General features: G+C 70.7%; 15 protein-coding genes. 7 read left to right on the forward strand and 8 right to left on the reverse strand.

The window, feature by feature from the left end; all coding sequences use genetic code 11:
* Nucleotides 1-61: 61 nt before the first annotated feature.
* The gene (locus tag EOT10_RS28725) at nt 62-862 is read left to right on the forward strand and encodes an IclR family transcriptional regulator (protein ID WP_127831243.1); all 801 of its coding nucleotides are present in this window, start codon (nt 62-64) and stop codon (nt 860-862) included.
* Between the two features lie 79 nt (nt 863-941).
* Here EOT10_RS28725 and hutH read toward each other — a convergent pair whose 3' ends face one another.
* Entirely contained in the window at nt 942-2,477 is a 1,536-nt protein-coding gene (gene hutH, locus EOT10_RS28730) for a histidine ammonia-lyase (protein ID WP_127831244.1), read from the reverse strand.
* A gap of 312 nt (nt 2,478-2,789) precedes the next feature.
* A complete protein-coding gene (locus EOT10_RS28735) occupies nt 2,790-4,223 on the reverse strand; it encodes an amino acid permease (protein ID WP_223281269.1) in 1,434 nt (477 codons plus the stop codon).
* 158 nt (nt 4,224-4,381) lie between these two features.
* On the opposite strand from EOT10_RS28735, the gene EOT10_RS28740 reads away from it, so the two are divergent.
* Nucleotides 4,382-5,194 (forward strand): IclR family transcriptional regulator, encoded by an 813-nt coding sequence (locus tag EOT10_RS28740; protein ID WP_127831246.1) that lies wholly within the window; start codon nt 4,382-4,384, stop codon nt 5,192-5,194.
* A 139-nt stretch (nt 5,195-5,333) separates the two neighbouring features.
* On the opposite strand, the gene hutC is transcribed toward EOT10_RS28740, so the two are convergent.
* Entirely contained in the window at nt 5,334-6,101 is a 768-nt protein-coding gene (gene hutC / locus EOT10_RS28745) for a histidine utilization transcriptional repressor HutC (protein ID WP_127831247.1), read from the reverse strand.
* A 242-nt stretch (nt 6,102-6,343) separates the two neighbouring features.
* On the opposite strand from hutC, the gene hutU reads away from it, so the two are divergent.
* The gene (gene hutU / locus EOT10_RS28750) at nt 6,344-8,014 is read left to right on the forward strand and encodes a urocanate hydratase (RefSeq protein WP_127831248.1); all 1,671 of its coding nucleotides are present in this window, start codon (nt 6,344-6,346) and stop codon (nt 8,012-8,014) included.
* Nucleotides 8,015-8,586: 572 nt separating this feature from the next.
* On the opposite strand, the gene EOT10_RS28755 is transcribed toward hutU, so the two are convergent.
* Nucleotides 8,587-9,429 carry a PP2C family protein-serine/threonine phosphatase gene (locus EOT10_RS28755; protein ID WP_127831249.1) on the reverse strand — a complete coding sequence of 281 codons (843 nt, stop codon included), beginning with the start codon at nt 9,427-9,429 and terminating at the stop codon, nt 8,587-8,589.
* A 188-nt stretch (nt 9,430-9,617) separates the two neighbouring features.
* On the opposite strand from EOT10_RS28755, the gene EOT10_RS28760 reads away from it, so the two are divergent.
* The gene (locus EOT10_RS28760) at nt 9,618-10,940 is read left to right on the forward strand and encodes a phosphoribosyltransferase family protein (protein ID WP_127831250.1); all 1,323 of its coding nucleotides are present in this window, start codon (nt 9,618-9,620) and stop codon (nt 10,938-10,940) included.
* Nucleotides 10,941-11,030: 90 nt separating this feature from the next.
* Here the strand turns inward: EOT10_RS28760 and EOT10_RS28765 are convergent, their stop codons facing one another.
* Nucleotides 11,031-11,618: a TerD family protein gene (locus EOT10_RS28765; RefSeq protein WP_127831251.1), complete on the reverse strand. Its 588-nt coding sequence runs from the start codon at nt 11,616-11,618 to the stop codon at nt 11,031-11,033.
* Nucleotides 11,619-11,713: 95 nt separating this feature from the next.
* Nucleotides 11,714-12,298 carry an isochorismatase family protein gene (locus EOT10_RS28770; protein WP_127831252.1) on the reverse strand — a complete coding sequence of 195 codons (585 nt, stop codon included), beginning with the start codon at nt 12,296-12,298 and terminating at the stop codon, nt 11,714-11,716.
* Nucleotides 12,299-12,447: 149 nt separating this feature from the next.
* On the opposite strand from EOT10_RS28770, the gene EOT10_RS28780 reads away from it, so the two are divergent.
* Together EOT10_RS28780 and EOT10_RS28785 are read left to right on the forward strand one after the other, a co-directional pair.
* On the forward strand, nt 12,448-13,443 hold the full coding sequence (locus EOT10_RS28780; RefSeq protein WP_223281270.1) for a GlxA family transcriptional regulator: 996 nt from the start codon (nt 12,448-12,450) through the stop codon (nt 13,441-13,443).
* A 73-nt stretch (nt 13,444-13,516) separates the two neighbouring features.
* The gene (locus EOT10_RS28785; RefSeq protein WP_223281271.1) at nt 13,517-14,368 is read left to right on the forward strand and encodes a Rieske (2Fe-2S) protein; all 852 of its coding nucleotides are present in this window, start codon (nt 13,517-13,519) and stop codon (nt 14,366-14,368) included.
* 13 nt (nt 14,369-14,381) lie between these two features.
* On the opposite strand, the gene EOT10_RS28790 is transcribed toward EOT10_RS28785, so the two are convergent.
* Together EOT10_RS28790 and EOT10_RS28795 are read right to left on the reverse strand one after the other, a co-directional pair.
* Nucleotides 14,382-15,521 carry a hypothetical protein gene (locus EOT10_RS28790; protein WP_127831254.1) on the reverse strand — a complete coding sequence of 380 codons (1,140 nt, stop codon included), beginning with the start codon at nt 15,519-15,521 and terminating at the stop codon, nt 14,382-14,384.
* 189 nt (nt 15,522-15,710) lie between these two features.
* Nucleotides 15,711-16,187, reverse strand: a complete 477-nt coding sequence (locus EOT10_RS28795) for a GtrA family protein (RefSeq protein ID WP_431313331.1) — start codon at nt 16,185-16,187, stop codon at nt 15,711-15,713.
* Between the two features lie 173 nt (nt 16,188-16,360).
* Here EOT10_RS28795 and EOT10_RS28800 point away from each other — a divergent pair, with 173 nt between their 5' ends.
* Nucleotides 16,361-16,912: a YciI family protein gene (locus tag EOT10_RS28800; RefSeq protein ID WP_127831256.1), complete on the forward strand. Its 552-nt coding sequence runs from the start codon at nt 16,361-16,363 to the stop codon at nt 16,910-16,912.
* The last annotated feature ends 52 nt before the right edge of the window (nt 16,913-16,964 follow it).

Genomic DNA, 16,964 nt, shown 5'->3' on the forward strand with positions numbered 1-16,964 from the left:
ATCACAGACGCGCTGGGGGAGGAACTGCGGCCGGTGTGCGGGGGCGGCGTACTCTCGCGGCATGTCCACCGTCCCCGCCGCCGCACAGGTACTCGCCATCCTCCGGTATCTCGCCGCGCAGGCCGGACCCGTACCGGCCGCGGCCATCAGCCGCGATGTGCAGCTGCCCCGCTCGACGACGTACCACCTGCTCGACACGCTCGCCCGCGAGGGCTTCGTGGTGCACCTGCCGGAGGAGCGCCGCTACGGGCTTGGCGTCAGCGCCTTCGAGCTGGGTTCCGGATACAGTCGGCAGGCCCCGTTCCAGCGCCTCGCCCGGGTCCCGCTCGCGAAGCTCGTCGACCGCACCGGTCACAACGCCCATCTGGCGGTGCTGCACGGCCGCGAGGTCATCTACGTCATCGAGGAGCGGGCGCCGGGACGCGCGCCGCTGGTCACCGAGGTCGGCGTGCGGCTGCCCGCGCATCTGACCGCGAGCGGTCGCGCGGTGCTGGCCCGGCTGCCGCAGGCCCAGGTGCGCGCGCTGTTTCCGGACGCCTCCGCCTTCGTCATGCGCAACGAGTCCGGCCCCGGCTCACCCTCCGCGCTGCGGAACCTGCTCGTGGAGGTGCGACGCCGTGGGTACTCGACCGAGGACGGGGAGGTGACTCCCGGATTCGCCTCGGTCGCCGCCGCCGTCCTCGATCACACCGCCCACCCCATCGCGGGAGTGGCGGTCACGTTCCCCGCCGAGGACGTGGGTCCGGAGGAACAGCAGGAGATCGCGCAGCAGGTGGCCAGGACCGCCGCGGAGGTGAGCCGCCGCGTGGGCGGTGTGACCGACCCGGCGCGCGTACCGGGCCACGGCACCCCCACGCGCTGAGGCGAACCCCCGCCAAAAACACGTCCGGCCCGGCGCACCAGTGCGGGGTGCGCCGAGCCGTGACCGTGTGTGTGGTGCCTTAGTTGAGGCGGCCGGCCTTGGACTCGGCGGCGGCCAGCGCGCGACCGGAAGCCACGTACTGCACGGCCTCCTCGATCTCGGGGGCGAGCCAGCGGTCGGTGCCGGGGCCCTCGACGGTCTCACGCAGACCGGCGACGACGGCGGCGGTGGCCGGGGCCGGCGTCAGCGGGGCGCGCAGGTCGAGGGCGCGGGCGGCGGTGTACAGCTCGACGGCGATGACGCGGGTCAGACCGTCGATGGCCTTGCGCAGCTTGCGGGCGGCGGACCAGCCCATCGACACGTGGTCCTCCTGCATGGCGCTGGAGGGGATCGAGTCGACCGAGGCCGGGGCCGCGAGGCGCTTGAGCTCGGACACGATGGCCGCCTGGGTGTACTGGGCGATCATGTGGCCGGAGTCGACGCCCGGGTCGTCGGCGAGGAACGCGTTCAGGCCGTGGTTACGGGCCACGTCCAGGAAGCGGTCGGTGCGGCGCTCGGAGATCGAGGCGAGGTCGGCGACGCTGATGGCCAGGAAGTCCAGGACGGCGGCGACGGGCGCACCGTGGAAGTTGCCGTTCGACTCGACGCGGCCGTCGATGGTGACGACGGGGTTGTCGACGGCGGAGGCGAGCTCGCGGGAGGCGACCAGCTCGGCGTGGCCGAGGGTGTCACGGACGGTGCCGTGGACCTGCGGGGTGCAGCGCAGCGAGTACGCGTCCTGCACGCGGGTGCACTCGGGGCCGCGGTGGCTGGCGATGATGCCGGACTCGGCGAGCAGGGCGCGCAGGTTGCCGGCGCTGTCCGACTGGCCGGGGTGCGGACGCAGGGCCTGGAGGTCGGCGGCGAAGACGGCGTCGGTGCCGAGCTGGCCCTCGACGCTCATCGCGGCGCTGATGTCGGCGGTACGCAGCAGGAGACGCAGGTCGTGGGCGGCGAGCACGAGCATGCCGAGCATGCCGTCGGTGCCGTTGATGAGGGCGAGGCCCTCCTTCTCCTGAAGCACGACCGGGGTGATGCCGGCGGCGGCGAGGGCCTCGCCGGCGGGGCGCAGCACGCCCTGGGCGTCGCGGACCTCTCCCTCACCCATGATCGCGAGGGCGCAGTGGGCGAGCGGCGCGAGGTCGCCGGAACAGCCGAGGGAGCCGTACTCGCGGACCACGGGGGTGATGCCGGCGTTGAGGAGGGAGGCGTAGGCCTCGGCGGTCTCCACGCGGACACCGGTGCGGCCGGTGGCGAGCGTCGACAGGCGCAGCAGCATCAGGGCGCGGACGACCTCGCGCTCGACCTCGGGGCCGGAGCCCGCGGCGTGCGAGCGGACCAGGCTGCGCTGCAGCTGGGCGCGCAGGGCGTGCGGAATGTGGCGGGTGGCGAGTGCGCCGAAGCCCGTGGAGACGCCGTAGTGGGGCTTGACGTCCTCGGCCAGGGCCTCGATGACTTCCCGGCTGCGGGCGATTTCCTTGAGCGCCTCGGGGGCGAGGGTGATGGGCTCGTTGTGGCGAGCGACGGCGACGACATCGTCGGCGGACAGGGCGTTGACATTCACAACTACGGTCATGCCTCTATTAGGCCCAGGTCAGACCCCCTGTGCGAGACATTCAGAGGCACTGTCTGTCTGGTATCCCAGACGTTCGGCCGATACGGGAGGGCGGGACACAGAGCAGGGGGCCAGGTCAACGGGCCAGGGGGCGCGAGGTGTCCGGTATCCCAGACGTTTGGAGTACATGACAAGGGCCGTGACGGGGGGCAAGGACCGTGACTTGGGCCGTGGCATGGGCGGCAGCAAGGCCCGTACAGCAAGACGCACCATGACAGGCACATCGGCTGTGCTCGTCATGGTGCGTCCACGGGGTGAAGCGCGGCAGTGGCTCTAGGGCCGCGCCGCCGAGGCCGTCTCGAGGTCCGGGGCCGGAGCTTCCTCCACCGCGGTCCGCTCCTGCGACGCCTCCTGCGTGAGGCCCGCACCGGGCTTACGCGGGCGGCCCCACAGGTAGTACAGGCCCGAGAGCAGCGCGAGCCAGACGACGCCGACGAGGAGGGCGACCCGGGTGTCGGACGAGAAGGCCAGGAGCACGAGCACACCGACCATGAACGCGATGGTCACGATCTGGCCGTAGGGCCAGAACGGGGCCGGGTACTTCAGCTTCGCCTGTTCCTCGGCCGACATCTTCCGGCGGGCCGCCACCTGCGCCAGCAGGATCATCATCCAGACCCAGACCGTCGCGAAGGTCGCGATCGAGGAGATGATCAGGAAGATGTTCTCCGGCATCAGGTAGTTAAGGAGCACGCCGAGGAGCAGCGCGCCCATCATGATGCTGACGGTCAGCCACGGCGCGCCGCCCCGGGTGAGCTTGCGCATGGCGGCCGGGGCCTGGCCGCGCTCGGCCATGCCGTACATGATCCGGCCGGCGGCGAAGATGTCGCTGTTGATGGCGGACAGGGCGGCCACGATGACGACGACGTTCAGCACGGTCGCCGCGGAGCCGATGCCAAGGCTCGAGAAGATCTGGACGAACGGGCTGCCCGCGGAGTCGACGTTCTGCCAGGGGTTGAGCGACATGATGACCGCGAGGGCCAGCACGTAGAACAGCACGATGCGCAGCGGGATCCAGTTGACCGCGCTCGGGATCGTCTTCTCCGGGTTCTGCGCCTCACCGGCCGTGACGCCGATGATCTCGGTGCCGCCGAAGGCGAACATGACCACGGCGAAGGACATGATCAGGCCCTGACCGCCGTGCGGGAAGAACCCGCCGTGGTTCCAGAGGTTCGAGATGCCGACGTGGTGGTGACCGCTGTGCAGGCCGAAGACGATGATCGCCACACCGGCCGCGATCATCGCGACGATGGCGACGACCTTGGCCAGGGAGAGCCAGAACTCCAGCTCACCGAAGACCTTCACGCTGAACAGGTTCATCGTGCCCACGACGAGCACGACGGCGAGCACCCAGATCCAGCGGGGCACGCCCGGGAACCAGAAGCCCATGTACACGCCGAAGGCGGTGACGTCCGCGAGACAGACGATCACCATCTCGAAGGCGTAGGTCCAGCCGGTGATGAATCCGGCCAGCGGTCCGAGATACTTGGTGGCGTATTCGCCGAACGATCCCGCGCACGGGTCGCTCACGGCCATTTCGCCGAGCGAGCGCAGTACCAGGAAGACCGCGGCTCCGCCGATCAGATACGCGAGCAGGACCGCTGGTCCGGCGGCCTTGATCGATTCGGAGGAGCCGTAGAAGAGCCCGGTGCCGATGGCTGAGCCGAGAGCGATGAAACGAATGTGGCGGGCCTTGAGCCCCCTGCTCAAGGTAGCCGGTTGTGCAGTCAACGAATTGCCCTCCTTGGGACAGCATTGTCCCGGACGGGTGGGGGGTGCTTGCTTCGGCCGTTCGACCTGGAACACGCCCGCTGTACGGAGGGCACTTGTATATTCCTGTCTATACAGGGTCGTCAAGGGGTGAACTAATGAATGAACGCGAGACGACGTCCAGCAGCACCTCTCCGGCGGTCGGGCGAGCCCTCGACATTCTCCTGCATCTCGCGGGCCGCCCGGGCCTCGTCCAGGCGGGCGCGCTCGCCCGCGACCTGGGCATCCCGCGCTCGTCCGCGTACCACATCCTCTCGGTGCTCGTGGAGCGCGGGTTCGTGACCTACGTGGCCAAGGAACAGGCGTACGGTCTCGGGGTCGCGTCCTTCGAGATCGGCTCCGCGTACCTGCGTCACGAACCCCTGGAACGCATCGCGCGGCCCATCCTGCGCAACCTCTCGAACCGGCTCGGCCAGACCGTCCACCTCGGCATCCTCTACGGCTCCGAGAGCGTCTACCTGCTCAAGGAACGCCCCACCACGGCCCGTTCCGGCGACGTCGACACCCCGCTCGTCACGGACATCGGCGTCCGGCTGCCCGCCCACCTGACGGCCAACGGCCGGGCCCTGCTCGCCTACTCGGGCGAGGCGCAACTACGGGCGCTCTTCCCGCGTCCGGGCAGCCTGATCACCCGGACCGGCAAGGGCCCGCGGTCCCTGCCGGAACTGCTCGCCCTGCTCGCCCGGGACCGCGAGCGCGGCTGGTCGGAGGAGATCGAGCTGGTCTCCGAGGGGCTCCGGTCGATCGGGGTGGCCGCCTTCGACCACAACGGACACCCCGTGGCCGCCCTCAGCAGCACGTGGCACCGGCACTACGCCCGGCACGACCCGGTCGAGGTGCGCGACGCCCTGCAACAGGGCGCGGCGCGGCTGACGGCCGCCGTGTCGGGTCGGGCGCCGCGGGGCGGGTGACGGGACGCCGGGTGATCGGACGTCGGGTGATCGGCTGTCGGTCGGCCGGACGCCGGCTGGTAGGTACGCCGGGTGGCCGGACGTCGGCCGGCAGGTGCGCCGAGTGTGAGGCGCCCGGCGCGTGCGCCCACCGGGCCGGTCAGTGCGTGTCGAACGTGCCTTCGAGCCGGTACCGGGATCCCGGGTGCAGCAGTCGCGCGATGCTCACCAGGGCGTCCTGGGACCAGGTGCGGCGATGGATGCGCAGGCAGGGCTCCGACTCCGTGATGCCGAGGATCGCCGACTCCTCCGCGGAGGGCAGCACCGCCTCCACGATGTGCTCGCCCCGGCCCAGCGGGGCCGCCTCGGACAGGTACGTGAACGGGGTGCGCCGGGTGAAGTCCTGGTCCAGGTAGTGCGGCGCGAACTGCGGGTTGACGTACCGGTCCTCCAGCTGGACGGCCACGTCGTCCTCGAAGTGCACCACCCGTGAGCGGAACACCGTCGCCCCCACATCGAGCCCGAACTGGCCGCTGATGTCAGGGCCCGCCGCCTCCTCCCGCAGGAACAGCACCCGCGCGTGGTAGCGGCGGCCGCGGTGACGGACCTCGTCGGCGATGTTGTGCACCTCGACCAGCGCGGAGCTGCCCTTGTCGACGTGCACGAACGTGCCCACCCCCATGACGCGCCGGAGCATTCCCTGCGCGCTCAGCTCGCGCAGCGCGCGGTTGATCGTCATCCGGGACAGGCCGAGGGACTCGACGAACTGGCTCTCCGACGGCAGGGCGTCGCCCTCACGCCAGCGCCCGCTGGTGATCTGCTCGATCACCAGGTCCTTCACCCGCTGATACGCGGGAGTCGAGCTCGACCCCTGCTCCGCGTACAGACGCGCGAGGTCCGCACCCTCGACGGCCAAGCCGCTCACCATCCTCGTCCCCTTCGTTCCCCCAGGCCCGGACAGGCGGGCGCCGTCGAGATTCTAGGCGAAAGCGCCTGTCAGACCAGGGGTGGAGGCCACTCGGCGGCCACTCGGCGGCCTGCGGTGAGACGGGGTCCCGGCGAGCAGGGTTCTCGGATCCGAGAATCCCGGGGGACCTGACTGGTTCACGCCCCCGCGAATGCGTGTCATAGGTGGCGAAGAACGTTTGATCTCCCCTCTCAGGAGCCAGCATGACCGGCGTTTCCCCCCGCAGCATCCGAGCCCCCCGCGGTCCCGAACTGAACAGCCTCGGCTGGCAGCAGGAGGGTGCCCTGCGCATGCTCATGAACAACCTTGACGCCGAGGTGGCCGAGCACCCCGACAAGCTCGTGGTCTACGGGGGCACCGGCAAGGCTGCCCGCTCCTGGGAGGCGTACGACGCGATCGTGCGGACGCTGAAGACGCTGAAGAACGACGAGACGCTTCTGGTCCAGTCCGGTAAGCCGGTCGGTGTGATGCGCACCAACGAGTGGGCGCCGCGTGTGCTGCTCGCGAACTCGAACCTGGTGGGTGACTGGGCGAACTGGGAGGAGTTCCGCAAGCTGGAGGCCGAGGGTCTGACGATGTACGGCCAGATGACGGCCGGTTCGTGGATCTACATCGGTTCGCAGGGCATCGTCCAGGGCACCTACGAGACCTTCGGCGCGGTGGCCCGCAAGAAGTTCAACGGCACCCTGGCCGGCACCATCACGCTGACCGCCGGCATGGGTGGCATGGGTGGCGCGCAGCCGCTCGCGGTGACGATGAACGAGGGCGTCGCGATCTGTGTCGACGTCGACGAGACCCGTATCGACCGCCGTATCGGCACCCGTTACCTGGACGTGAAGGCCGACAACCTGGACCACGCCCTGGAGCTGGCGGTCCAGGCCCGCGACGAGCGCCGTGGTCTGTCCATCGGTGTGGTGGGCAACGCGGCGGAGATCTTCCCGGAGCTGCTTGAGCGGGACGCGCCGATCGACATCGTGACCGACCAGACCTCGGCCCACGACCCGCTGGCCTACCTGCCGGTGGGGATCTCGGTGGCGGACTGGGACAAGGAGCGCGAGGCGGACCCGGCCGGTTTCACGGACAAGGCGCGGCACTCGATGCGCCTGCACGTCGAGGCGATGCTGGGCTTCCTGGACAAGGGTGCCGAGGTCTTCGACTACGGCAACTCGATCCGGGACGAGGCCCGCAAGGCCGGCTGCGAGCGGGCGTTCGACTTCCCCGGCTTCGTGCCGGCGCACATCCGTCCGCTGTTCGAGGAGGGCCTGGGCCCGTTCCGCTGGGCCGCCCTGTCGGGTGACCCGGAGGACATCGCCAAGACGGACAAGGCGATCAAGGAGCTGTTCCCGGAGAACAAGCACCTGCACCGCTGGATCGACATGGCTTCCGAGCGCATCGCGTTCGAGGGTCTGCCGGCGCGTATCTGCTGGCTGGGCTACGGCGAGCGTCACCTGGCGGGTCTGAAGTTCAACGAGATGGTCGCCTCCGGCGAGCTGTCGGCGCCGGTCGCCATCGGCCGTGACCACCTCGACTCGGGCTCGGTGGCTTCCCCGTACCGCGAGACGGAGGCCATGAAGGACGGCTCGGACGCGATCGCCGACTGGCCGCTGCTGAACGCCCTGGTCAACACGGCCTCGGGTGCCTCGTGGGTCTCGATCCACCACGGCGGCGGTGTCGGCATGGGCCGCTCCATCCACGCCGGTCAGGTCTGCGTCGCCGACGGCACCGACCTCGCCGCCGAGAAGCTGTCCCGCGTCCTGACCAACGACCCGGGCATGGGCGTCATCCGCCACGTCGACGCCGGTTACGAGCACGCCGCCAACGTGGCTGACGAGCGCGGCGTGCGCATTCCGATGTCGGAGCACGACGCGCGCTGACAACAGACACCGTCCTCCCTGCGGCGCCGGCTGTGGATGCGGCACCCGCGGGGTGGACGGGCCGGGACGAAGGTCCCGGGCAACCAGGGCCGCCCCGGTGCGGCGAACGGCCCTGACATATTGCGCGGCGCACTCGCCTCCATGGCACCGCCGGTCCCGAACGGTGCCGTGGAGGTGGGCGACATCGAGGTGGCCGAGGGTGATCCGGAGTCCGGACAACGGCGTCCGGGCGCGGCGATCACCCCGATCGCCGGCTGTGGCCACCCCCGTGGTGGTCCTCGGCGGCGGCCACGACGTCGCGTACGGCAGCTACCTCGGGCCGGCCGGAACACGCGCACCGCGTGACGGCGGCCGGCTCGGGGTGCTGAACCTCGGCTTGGGCGCGGGGAACATGGTGAGCCCTCACTCACCCGTTCCCCGCGCTCAACCCCCAAAAGCAGGTCGCCAGGCTGTGAGAGCAAGGACAGCCGCAGCCTGGCGACCGTAGTAACGGCTACGGCTACGGCTACGGCTACGGCTACGGCTACGGCCACGGCTTCGGGCCGAGACGGCCGTCGCCGCGAGGATCCGGGTCAGTCGGCGACGGAGACCAGCGCGACCGTGATGTTGTCGGGGCCGCCCGCCTCCATCGCGGCTTTCCACAGCTCGAAGACGGCGCGGCCGCCGTCGTGCGCCCGGAGCAGCTCGTCGATCCGGTCCTCGGGCACGGGGTCGGTGAGACCGTCCGTGCAGACCACCATCCGCTTCCCGGGCGAGAGCGGCGACATGCTGACGTGCGGCGTGATCTCGCTGAAACTCGGCGCGCCGCCGAGTGCCTGCGTGACGATCGAGGTGGTGCGCCGGCCCGGCGCGAGCGGCGGGCTGTCGTCGACGCTCACCTGATGCAGAGTCTCGTCCGCCTCGGCCGACTCGTCCGCCGGGGCCGACTCCTGTGCCTCGTCCGCCTCGTCCGCTTCGTCGGTTTCCGCTGCTTCGGTCGCTTCATCCGCGTCGGCCGGGCCCACGTCGAGCACCCGGCTGTCGCCGACGTTGAAGACGAGCAGTTCGCCTTCGAGGACCACCACGCCCGCGACGGTCGTCCCCATCATGGTCAGCTCCGGGTCACGGTCGGCGGCCGCGTACACGGCGTGGTTGCACAGGGCCAGCGCGTCACGCACCGCGTCCTCGCTGTCCAGGCTCGGCCCGTACGCGGCCAGGCGGCGGGCGACGAGGCTGCTCGCCACGTCACCGGCGGGCTGCCCGCCCATGCCGTCGGCGACCGCGACGACGAGGGGGTGGCCGAACGGGAACACCATCGTCTGAGGGTTCTCCGTCACCGTTCCGCACAGGGTCCACGGGCCGACGACCAGGCTGTCCTCGTTGTGGTCGCGTCGGAGCCCGGTGTGACTCAGGGCCGTGACCGTGATGTAGGGCATGGCTGGGGCCGCCTCTCCGTGACGGAGCGCATCATCCGCACCACCATTGTCGCGCCACGGGCCGGATCGGGCCGGGCGGCGCGTACGCCCCCGACTTGCGCCGTGCCGTGATCGGAGTTAGCCCGGAGGTACAGGCAGGCGACTGCCTCACGTCTCGTTCGAGACGTCTGCGAGATGGGGCGAGCACGGTGCGGTTCACGGATCGTACGGATGCCGGGCGGCGGCTGGCCACAGCGCTGCAACATCTGCGCGGGGAGCAGCCGGTCGTCCTCGGGCTGCCGCGCGGCGGCGTGCCGGTGGCCTTCGAGGTGGCGAGCGCGCTTGGCGCCCCGCTCGATGTGATCGTGGTCCGTAAACTCGGCGTCCCCTATCAGCCGGAACTCGCGTTCGGCGCGATCGGTGAGGGCGGTGTGCGGGTCCTCAACGAGGACATCGTGCGCCACTGCGGGATCGATCCGGACCACATCGCCGCCGTGGAGCGCGTGGAGCGGCAGGAACTGGAACGGCGGGCGCGGCGCTACCGCGGCGGCCGGCCTCCGGCGGCGGGCGACGCCCGCACCGTGATCGTGGTGGACGACGGGATCGCCACCGGCGCCACGGCGGCCGCGGCCTGCCAGGTCGTACGGGCGCGGGGCGCGGCCCACGTGGTGCTCGCCGTGCCGGTCGGGCCGCCCGACGCGGTGCACCGGCTGAGCGGCGTCGCGGACGAGATGGTGTGCCTGTCCGCACCGCCGATGTTCGGCTCCGTCGGTGAGTGGTACGTCGACTTCTCGCAGACCACGGACGAGGAAGTGGCCGCGTGTCTGGCCCGGGCGGCGGACAGCGCGGGACGTGTGCGGCCCGCACCGGTCACGACCGAGGTCGAGGTGGACGCCGGCGAGGTGCGGCTGAATGGAGACCTCGCACGGCCGGAAGGGGCCGCGGGCGTCGTCATGTTCGCCCACGGCTCGGGCAGCAGCCGGCACAGCCCGCGCAACCGCGCGGTCGCCACGGTGTTGCAGGAAGCCGGGCTCGGCACGCTCCTGTTCGACCTGCTGACCCCGGCGGAGGAAGCCGACCGGGACAACGTCTTCGACATCGGCACCCTCGCTCGCAGACTGTCGGGAGCCACCCGGTGGCTCCGCGACCGCGAACCGGCCCCCATCGGATACTTCGGCGCCAGCACCGGGGCCGCGGCCGCGCTCCGGGCGGCCGCCGAGGACGCGGACGTCGGCGCCGTGGTGTCCAGGGGAGGACGGCCCGACCTCGCCGGACCGCACCTCGGCGACGTACGCGCGCCGACCCTCCTCATCGTCGGCGGCGACGACACGATGGTGCTCGAACTCAACCGCGCGGCCCAGGCCCGGCTCCGGTGCGAGAACCGCCTCGAGATCGTGCCGGGAGCCACGCACCTCTTCGAGGAACCCGGAGCGCTCGACCGGGTCGCCGACCTCGCACGGTCCTGGTTCCTCGCGCACCTGGCCGCCGGCAGCGCCCCACCCACGGCCGCGCACCCACAGTCACACCGCTGACCGTTGAAGGGCACGGGCGGGGCCGGGCACGTCCCATGACGCGCCCGGCCCCCGCCAACTCCCGCTCGCCGACTACCGGTTGCTCCCCGACTACCGGTTGCTGACCGCGAAACGCATCAGCGCCCGCTCGTCCCCCTGCTTGATCTTCCCCGTCTCGTTCAGCACCTCGAGCTTCCAACTGCCGTTGACCCGTACGGCCTTGGCGACGCGGCAGCCGTTGTCGTTGGTGAGCAGGCTCGGCCAGATGTCGGCGACCTGCTGGGAGCTGCCGCCGGTCGCGTCGTACACCTTGAAGCTGATGTTCCGCGCCTTCTGGAAGGAGCTGGACTTCTTGTAGGCGGCGGCCACGAACACGATCGACGTGATGTTGGCCGGGACGCGGGCGAACTCGACGGTCACGGTCTCGTCGTCACCGTCGCCACGCCCCGTCTGGTTGTCGCCGCTGTGCACCAAGGAGCCGTTGCCCAGCGGGTCCAGGGAGTCGAGGCCCGCGAGCCGTACGGGGTCGGCGCCTTGCAGGGCTATGGCGATCAGGTCGAGGTCGGTTCCGGCGTTCCGGCGCAGCTTGCCCATCAGACCGCCACTGCTGCCGGCGGTGGGGTCCCAGGACACTCCGATGGACAGGTGCGTCACACCGTCGAGATCTGCCGGTCCGTCTTCCTTGGTGAGCGTGATCATGTGAATTCCTCGGGATGATTGAGTGCGACGTATGAAGTCTGCCGGTATCCCGCGCCACTTGACACACCCGGCCCCGAACTAGGGGGGCGGCGCCGTCAGGCGATGTCCGCCTCGTGCGGGACGACGACCCCGTACAGGTCGGCGATCGTGGCGAGCGCGCCGTGGTGCACCTGACGGGATTCCAGGTCGATGCCCAGGACCGGCAGCGACCGGGTGGCCGTGGCGTCGGCGGCGACCGTGGGACGGTTGCCCCGCAGGAACGCGCCCTGCGCGGTGAACGCCACGCACATGTGCGTCATCCAGCCCGCGATGACGACGTCCTGCCCCTCGGGCACGTGCCGGTCCAGGTCGGTGCCGAGGAACGCGTTAGGCGCCTCCTTGACGACGACGGGCTCGCCGTCGACCGGCGCGACCCGGGGATGGATCCGACCGATCTCCGCCCGGATGTCGTACGGGGTGCCCTCACCGCCGTCGTTGACGACGTGCACGACGTTCGCGCCCGCCTCCCGTGCGCGCCGGAGCAGTCGGGCGGCGGCGTCGAGCGACGCCTCCCAGCCGTCGAGCTCCATCACGCCCCGGGTGTAGGTGTTCTGGAAGTCGATCAGGATCAGCGTCGAGTCGGCCAGCTTCGCGGGCGTCTCGTCGAAGCCGTTGAGCTCGCGCAGCGTCGTTCTGGACATGGGTGTACCGCCTTCGGATGTCAGCTGGGGGTCGGCGGCCCGAACGGTGTGGTGGGCCGCGTCCTCCACGCTAGGACCCGGCTCGCGTGTCGGCAATGACGCCTAACATGCAGATACAGACATGCCGCGACCGTGGATCAGGGAGACTCGTGCCGGGCACCCGACGACTCATCGTCATCGTCCTCTTCGAAGGCGTCGACCTGCTCGACGTCACCGGGCCGCCGGAGGTGTTCTCCCTGGCCCGGCGCGAGACGGAGGACGCCGCGAACTACCACGTGGTCCTCGCCGCCGAGACCATGGACCCCGTCACCACCGGCGCCGGGGTCCGCATCCTCCCCGACATCACCTTCGCGGAGGTCGCCACCGCGGGCATCGACACCCTCGTCGTGCCCGGCTCGGTCGAGGTCGACAGCGAACACCGTGTGCACGCCCTCGTCGACCCCGCGCTGGTCACCTGGGTGAAGACCCTCGCCGGCCGGACGCGCCGAGTCACCTCCGTCTGCGTGGGCGCGCACCTCCTGGCCGCCGCGGGCCTCCTCGACGGCAAACGCGCCACCACCCACTGGTCCACCGCGCAGCAACTCGCCGCGGAGCACCCCCTGGTGGAGGTCGACGCCGATCCCATCTTCATCCGCGAAGGCGACGTGTGGACCGGCGCCGGCATCAGCGCCTGCCTCGACCTGTCGCTCGCGCTGATCGCGGAAGACCTCGGAGAGCCCGTCGCGCTACGCGTCGCCCGCCAGCTCGTGATGTACCTGAAGCGGCCGAGCGGACAGAGCCAGTTCAGCGTCCCCCTGGAGCAGGTCTCCACGACACGGCGTATCGAGGACCTGCGCCACCACATCCTGCGCAACATCGGGGAGCCGCTCACGGTCGTGGACCTGGCCGAGTTCGCACACGTCAGCGACCGGCACCTCACCAGGATCTTCAAGAGCGAACTAGGCATGACGCCCCACGCGTACATCGAGTCCGTCCGCGTCGAGAAGGCGCGCCACGACCTCGAATCCTCCGACGCGACCCTGGAACGCATCGCGTCCACCTGCGGTTTCGGCACGACGGACACTCTCGTGCGGGCGTTTCGCCGACGCCTGGACACGACGCCCACGGAGTACCGGCGCAGGTTCCGGGCCACCCACACCGAGTAACGGCTCGAGTTGGCGGGTGCCCGGGCAGGGGAGACCATGGGCGGTGGTGTGCCATCTGTGACGAGGAGCGACCGTGTTGCGAAAGCTGACCGAAGAGGTCGAGGGCCTGACCGCGCTCGACGGCGCCTCGCGCGCGGCCGCCGGCTGGGTGGCGCGGGCGACGCGCTCCGACGCCGTCAAGAACACGCTGTCGGGCACCTGGCTGGGACACCAGTTGCACCCCATGCTGACGGACATCCCCATCGGCGCCTGGACCATGGCCTCCGTCCTGGACCTGACCGCGGGCAGCGCCGGAGCCGCTTCGGCACGTCGACTTGTCGGCATCGGGCTCATCGCGTCGGGACCGGCGGCCTGGACGGGCGCGTCCGACTGGTCCGAGACCTATGGCGCGACGCAGCGGGTCGGCCTCGTGCACGCCCTCCTCAACGTCACGGCGTCCGCGGTCCAGGCGTCGTCCTGGATCGCCCGTCGCCGGGGCCGGCGCGGCCTCGGGATCGCCCTCACCGGCGCCGGACTCTGCGTCACGGCGTGCTCCGCCTACCTGGGCGGACATCTGTCCCTGGCCCGGGGCGTCGGCGTCAACCACACCGCGTTCCAGCGGACCGTCGAGGACTGGACCGACGTCGCGGCGGTGTCCGACATCGGCGACGGCGAACCGCTGCGGGTCACGGCCGCGGGAGTGCCGGTGGTGCTGGTGCGGCACGAAGGGGTGCTGTACGCGCTCTCGGCGACCTGCACCCATGCCGGAGGCCCGCTCGACGAGGGCCGGATCGTCGACGACGGCTGTATTCGCTGCCCCTGGCACGGCAGTGTCTTCCGCCTCACGGACGGCAAGGCGACGCGCGGGCCGGCGGCAGTCGACGAGCCGCGCTGGGAAGTGAAGACCGACGGCGGCCGCGTCCACGTACGGTCGGCCACGGACTGACCCCGCACGCTCCTCAGGGCGCGGTGCTCGCGTAGAACAGCGAGTGCACGCCGTACACGAAGGAGATCAGGGCGACGCAGGAGACGAGTACGGCGGCCGTGCGTGGCCGCGCCCTCGTCAGGGCCAGCGCGGCCGGGAGCAACAGCGGGAAGGCGGGGAGGAGGAAACGCGGCTTGCACGCGTAGAACTTGGTGCCGCCGAAGGCGATGACCACCAGCACCAGCGCGTAGACGAGCACGGGCAGCGGCGGCCGGTCCAGGGCGAACAGGACCAGCGCCACAAGCGCGACGAGCAGGACGGCGGCGCCCATGTAGTACGTGAGATGCGCGGGCGTGCCCCGGTCGGTGAAGACGCCCTTGAGGAACTCGAACTCGCTCACTCCGAAGTCGAAGCGGGAACCCCAGTTGCTCTGGATGTCGAAGTAGCCGAGCAGGCTGCCGGAGCTCAGGCCCACCCAGGCGACGTACCCGGCCCAACCGAGCGGCGCGAGGGCCGCGCCGGCCCACACACGCCAGTCGTCACGGGCGCCCCGGCTCCGCCACAGGACCAGTGCCGCCGTGGCGAGGACGGCCGCGGCGACCGCGAGACCGTTCGGGCGGGTCAGGCCGGCGAGCAGGGCCAGGGAGCCGGCCCACAGCCAGCGGCGGGTGAGCACGGCGTAGAGGGAGAACGCGGACAGCGCGGTCATCAGCGACTCGCTGTACGCCATGGTCTCCACGATGGCGTGCGGGAGCAGGCCCCACAGGAGCACCAGGGTGATGCCGACCCCGCGGCCGTGCAGCCGCTCACCGACCGCGTAGATCCCGACCGCCGCGGCCCCGGCCGAGAGCCAGGCCGCCGCCAGGCCCGCGTCCACCGCACCGACGGGGAAGACCGTGGTGACGGCACGCTCCAGGGCGGGGTAGAGCGGGAAGAACGCCATGTCGTTGTACGAGACACCAGGTGTCTTCGCCGTGATCACGGTGCCGTAGCCGTGCTGGGCGATGCCCATGTACCACTTGCTGTCCCAGGAGGCGCCCAGACGGGGCCACATGGGCCGCTTCGTCCAGACGGAGACCAGGGCGGCCAGGGCGAGGCCGGTCAGGCGTGCCGCCACGTACAGCGCGAGCGCCGGAGCGGCTCTGTGCAGAGCGCCCCGCAGACGGCGGGGCAACGGGGCGTGACGTTCTTGGCGTGGGAGGGGCGGGGCCACCGCGATCCCAGTAGGCAAAGGTCCCTCCACCTCCGCAGCGGGCATGACGAACTGCCGCGAGTCCGGACGGTCGAGGACCGGCGCCCGCGGTTCGATCGTGTGGGGCTCCCGCGCCGCGCGCGACCGGAGATGGGCCGGCCGGGTGGCGGGCTACCGCCGTCGGGCGTCGTGCCGGTATTCCCCGGTCACATCGGCCGGTGGCGGTCCGGGCCGGTCGTGGGGGAGTGAGGGGAGCGCCTTGAACACCCATGTCCGGTAGGACCAGAAGCGGAAGAGCGTGGCGACGCCGATCCCGAGGAACTTGAAGACGTTGCTCTGCAGCGTGCTGTCCCAGCCGAACCCGTACGTGGCCACGTAAAGAATGCTGTTCTCGATGACGAGGCCGATGGCGCTGAAGCCGAGGAAGAGGGAGATCTCCTTGGTGTGCTGCTCCGACTTCCGGTCCCGGTAGGTGAAATACCGGAAACCGACGTAGTTGAAGGCGATGGAGATGAGGGTGGCGATGACGCTGGCCCGCACCACGGGAAGGTGGCCGAAATGGCGGCCGATATTGAAGGCCGCGATATTGACAAAAACTCCCGCACCACCGACCGCGCCGAACTTGACGACTTCTTTCGTCAGCTCCACGGCGCGGGAATGAGGGGCAAGGGAATGAGGAGGATGGTCTTTCTCCACGTGCGTCAACCTCCGTGGTTCGGCGGTCAACAATGTTCTGGATCGCGCGTAACAACGATGCGGGATCACGAGGGGATCGGCAATTTGGTTGAGATGCCGCCGTACATCGGAGAGAGTCCGGGGCCATGGAGTTCTTCTGCTACCACCGTGACCGGCCCGGATCCGTCGACCTGCGCGGCGAGCTGATCGAGGAGCACTGGTCGTACATGGACCGGTACGCGGCGGAGATGATCGCGCGCGGGCCGACCTTCGCCGACGACGGCGAGACACCCACCGGCAGCGTGCACATCGTCGACCTGCCGGACACCGCCGCCGCCCGTACGTTCGCCTTCGACGAGCCGAACTACCAGGCCGGTGCCTACCGGGACGTGCTGCTGCGGCGCTGGCGCAACATGCTGGGACGCACCATGTGGGACTTCCCCGGCGGCAGGACCGGAGGCAACCGCTACCTGGTGATCGGCCTCGGCCCGGGCAAGGCCGCCGACATCACCGTCCCGCCGGCCCGCGACGAGCTCATCGCTCACGGGCCACTGCTGTCCGACGACGAGAGCATCTGGGTCGGCACGGCGGTGCTGCTGCGAGCGGCGGACCCGGACACCGCGCGCGGGGTGCTGGCCGCTGACACGTACGCGAGCGTCGAGGTGCACGACTGGCAGTTCGGCGGGCGCCCGTCCTGATTCCGGTGAGCGCTGCATTCCGGCCACTGATTCACACCAAAGAGTGAATTGG

The sequence above is a fragment of the Streptomyces antnestii genome, from assembly GCF_004005495.1.
GTDB lineage: Bacteria > Actinomycetota > Actinomycetes > Streptomycetales > Streptomycetaceae > Streptomyces > Streptomyces antnestii.

Excerpts from the sequence above, each read along its gene's own strand:
- EOT10_RS28770 (WP_127831252.1), bottom strand. The coding sequence starts at position 12,298 with ATGTCCAGAACGACGCTGCGCGAGCTCAACGGCTTCGACGAGACGCCC.
- EOT10_RS28765 (WP_127831251.1), bottom strand. The coding sequence starts at position 11,618 with ATGATCACGCTCACCAAGGAAGACGGACCGGCAGATCTCGACGGTGTG.
- hutU (WP_127831248.1), top strand. The coding sequence starts at position 6,344 with ATGACCGGCGTTTCCCCCCGCAGCATCCGAGCCCCCCGCGGTCCCGAA.
- EOT10_RS28725 (WP_127831243.1), top strand. The coding sequence starts at position 62 with ATGTCCACCGTCCCCGCCGCCGCACAGGTACTCGCCATCCTCCGGTAT.
- hutC (WP_127831247.1), bottom strand. The coding sequence starts at position 6,101 with ATGGTGAGCGGCTTGGCCGTCGAGGGTGCGGACCTCGCGCGTCTGTAC.
- EOT10_RS28740 (WP_127831246.1), top strand. The coding sequence starts at position 4,382 with ATGAATGAACGCGAGACGACGTCCAGCAGCACCTCTCCGGCGGTCGGG.
- EOT10_RS28800 (WP_127831256.1), top strand. The coding sequence starts at position 16,361 with ATGGAGTTCTTCTGCTACCACCGTGACCGGCCCGGATCCGTCGACCTG.
- EOT10_RS28755 (WP_127831249.1), bottom strand. The coding sequence starts at position 9,429 with ATGCCCTACATCACGGTCACGGCCCTGAGTCACACCGGGCTCCGACGC.
- hutH (WP_127831244.1), bottom strand. The coding sequence starts at position 2,477 with ATGACCGTAGTTGTGAATGTCAACGCCCTGTCCGCCGACGATGTCGTC.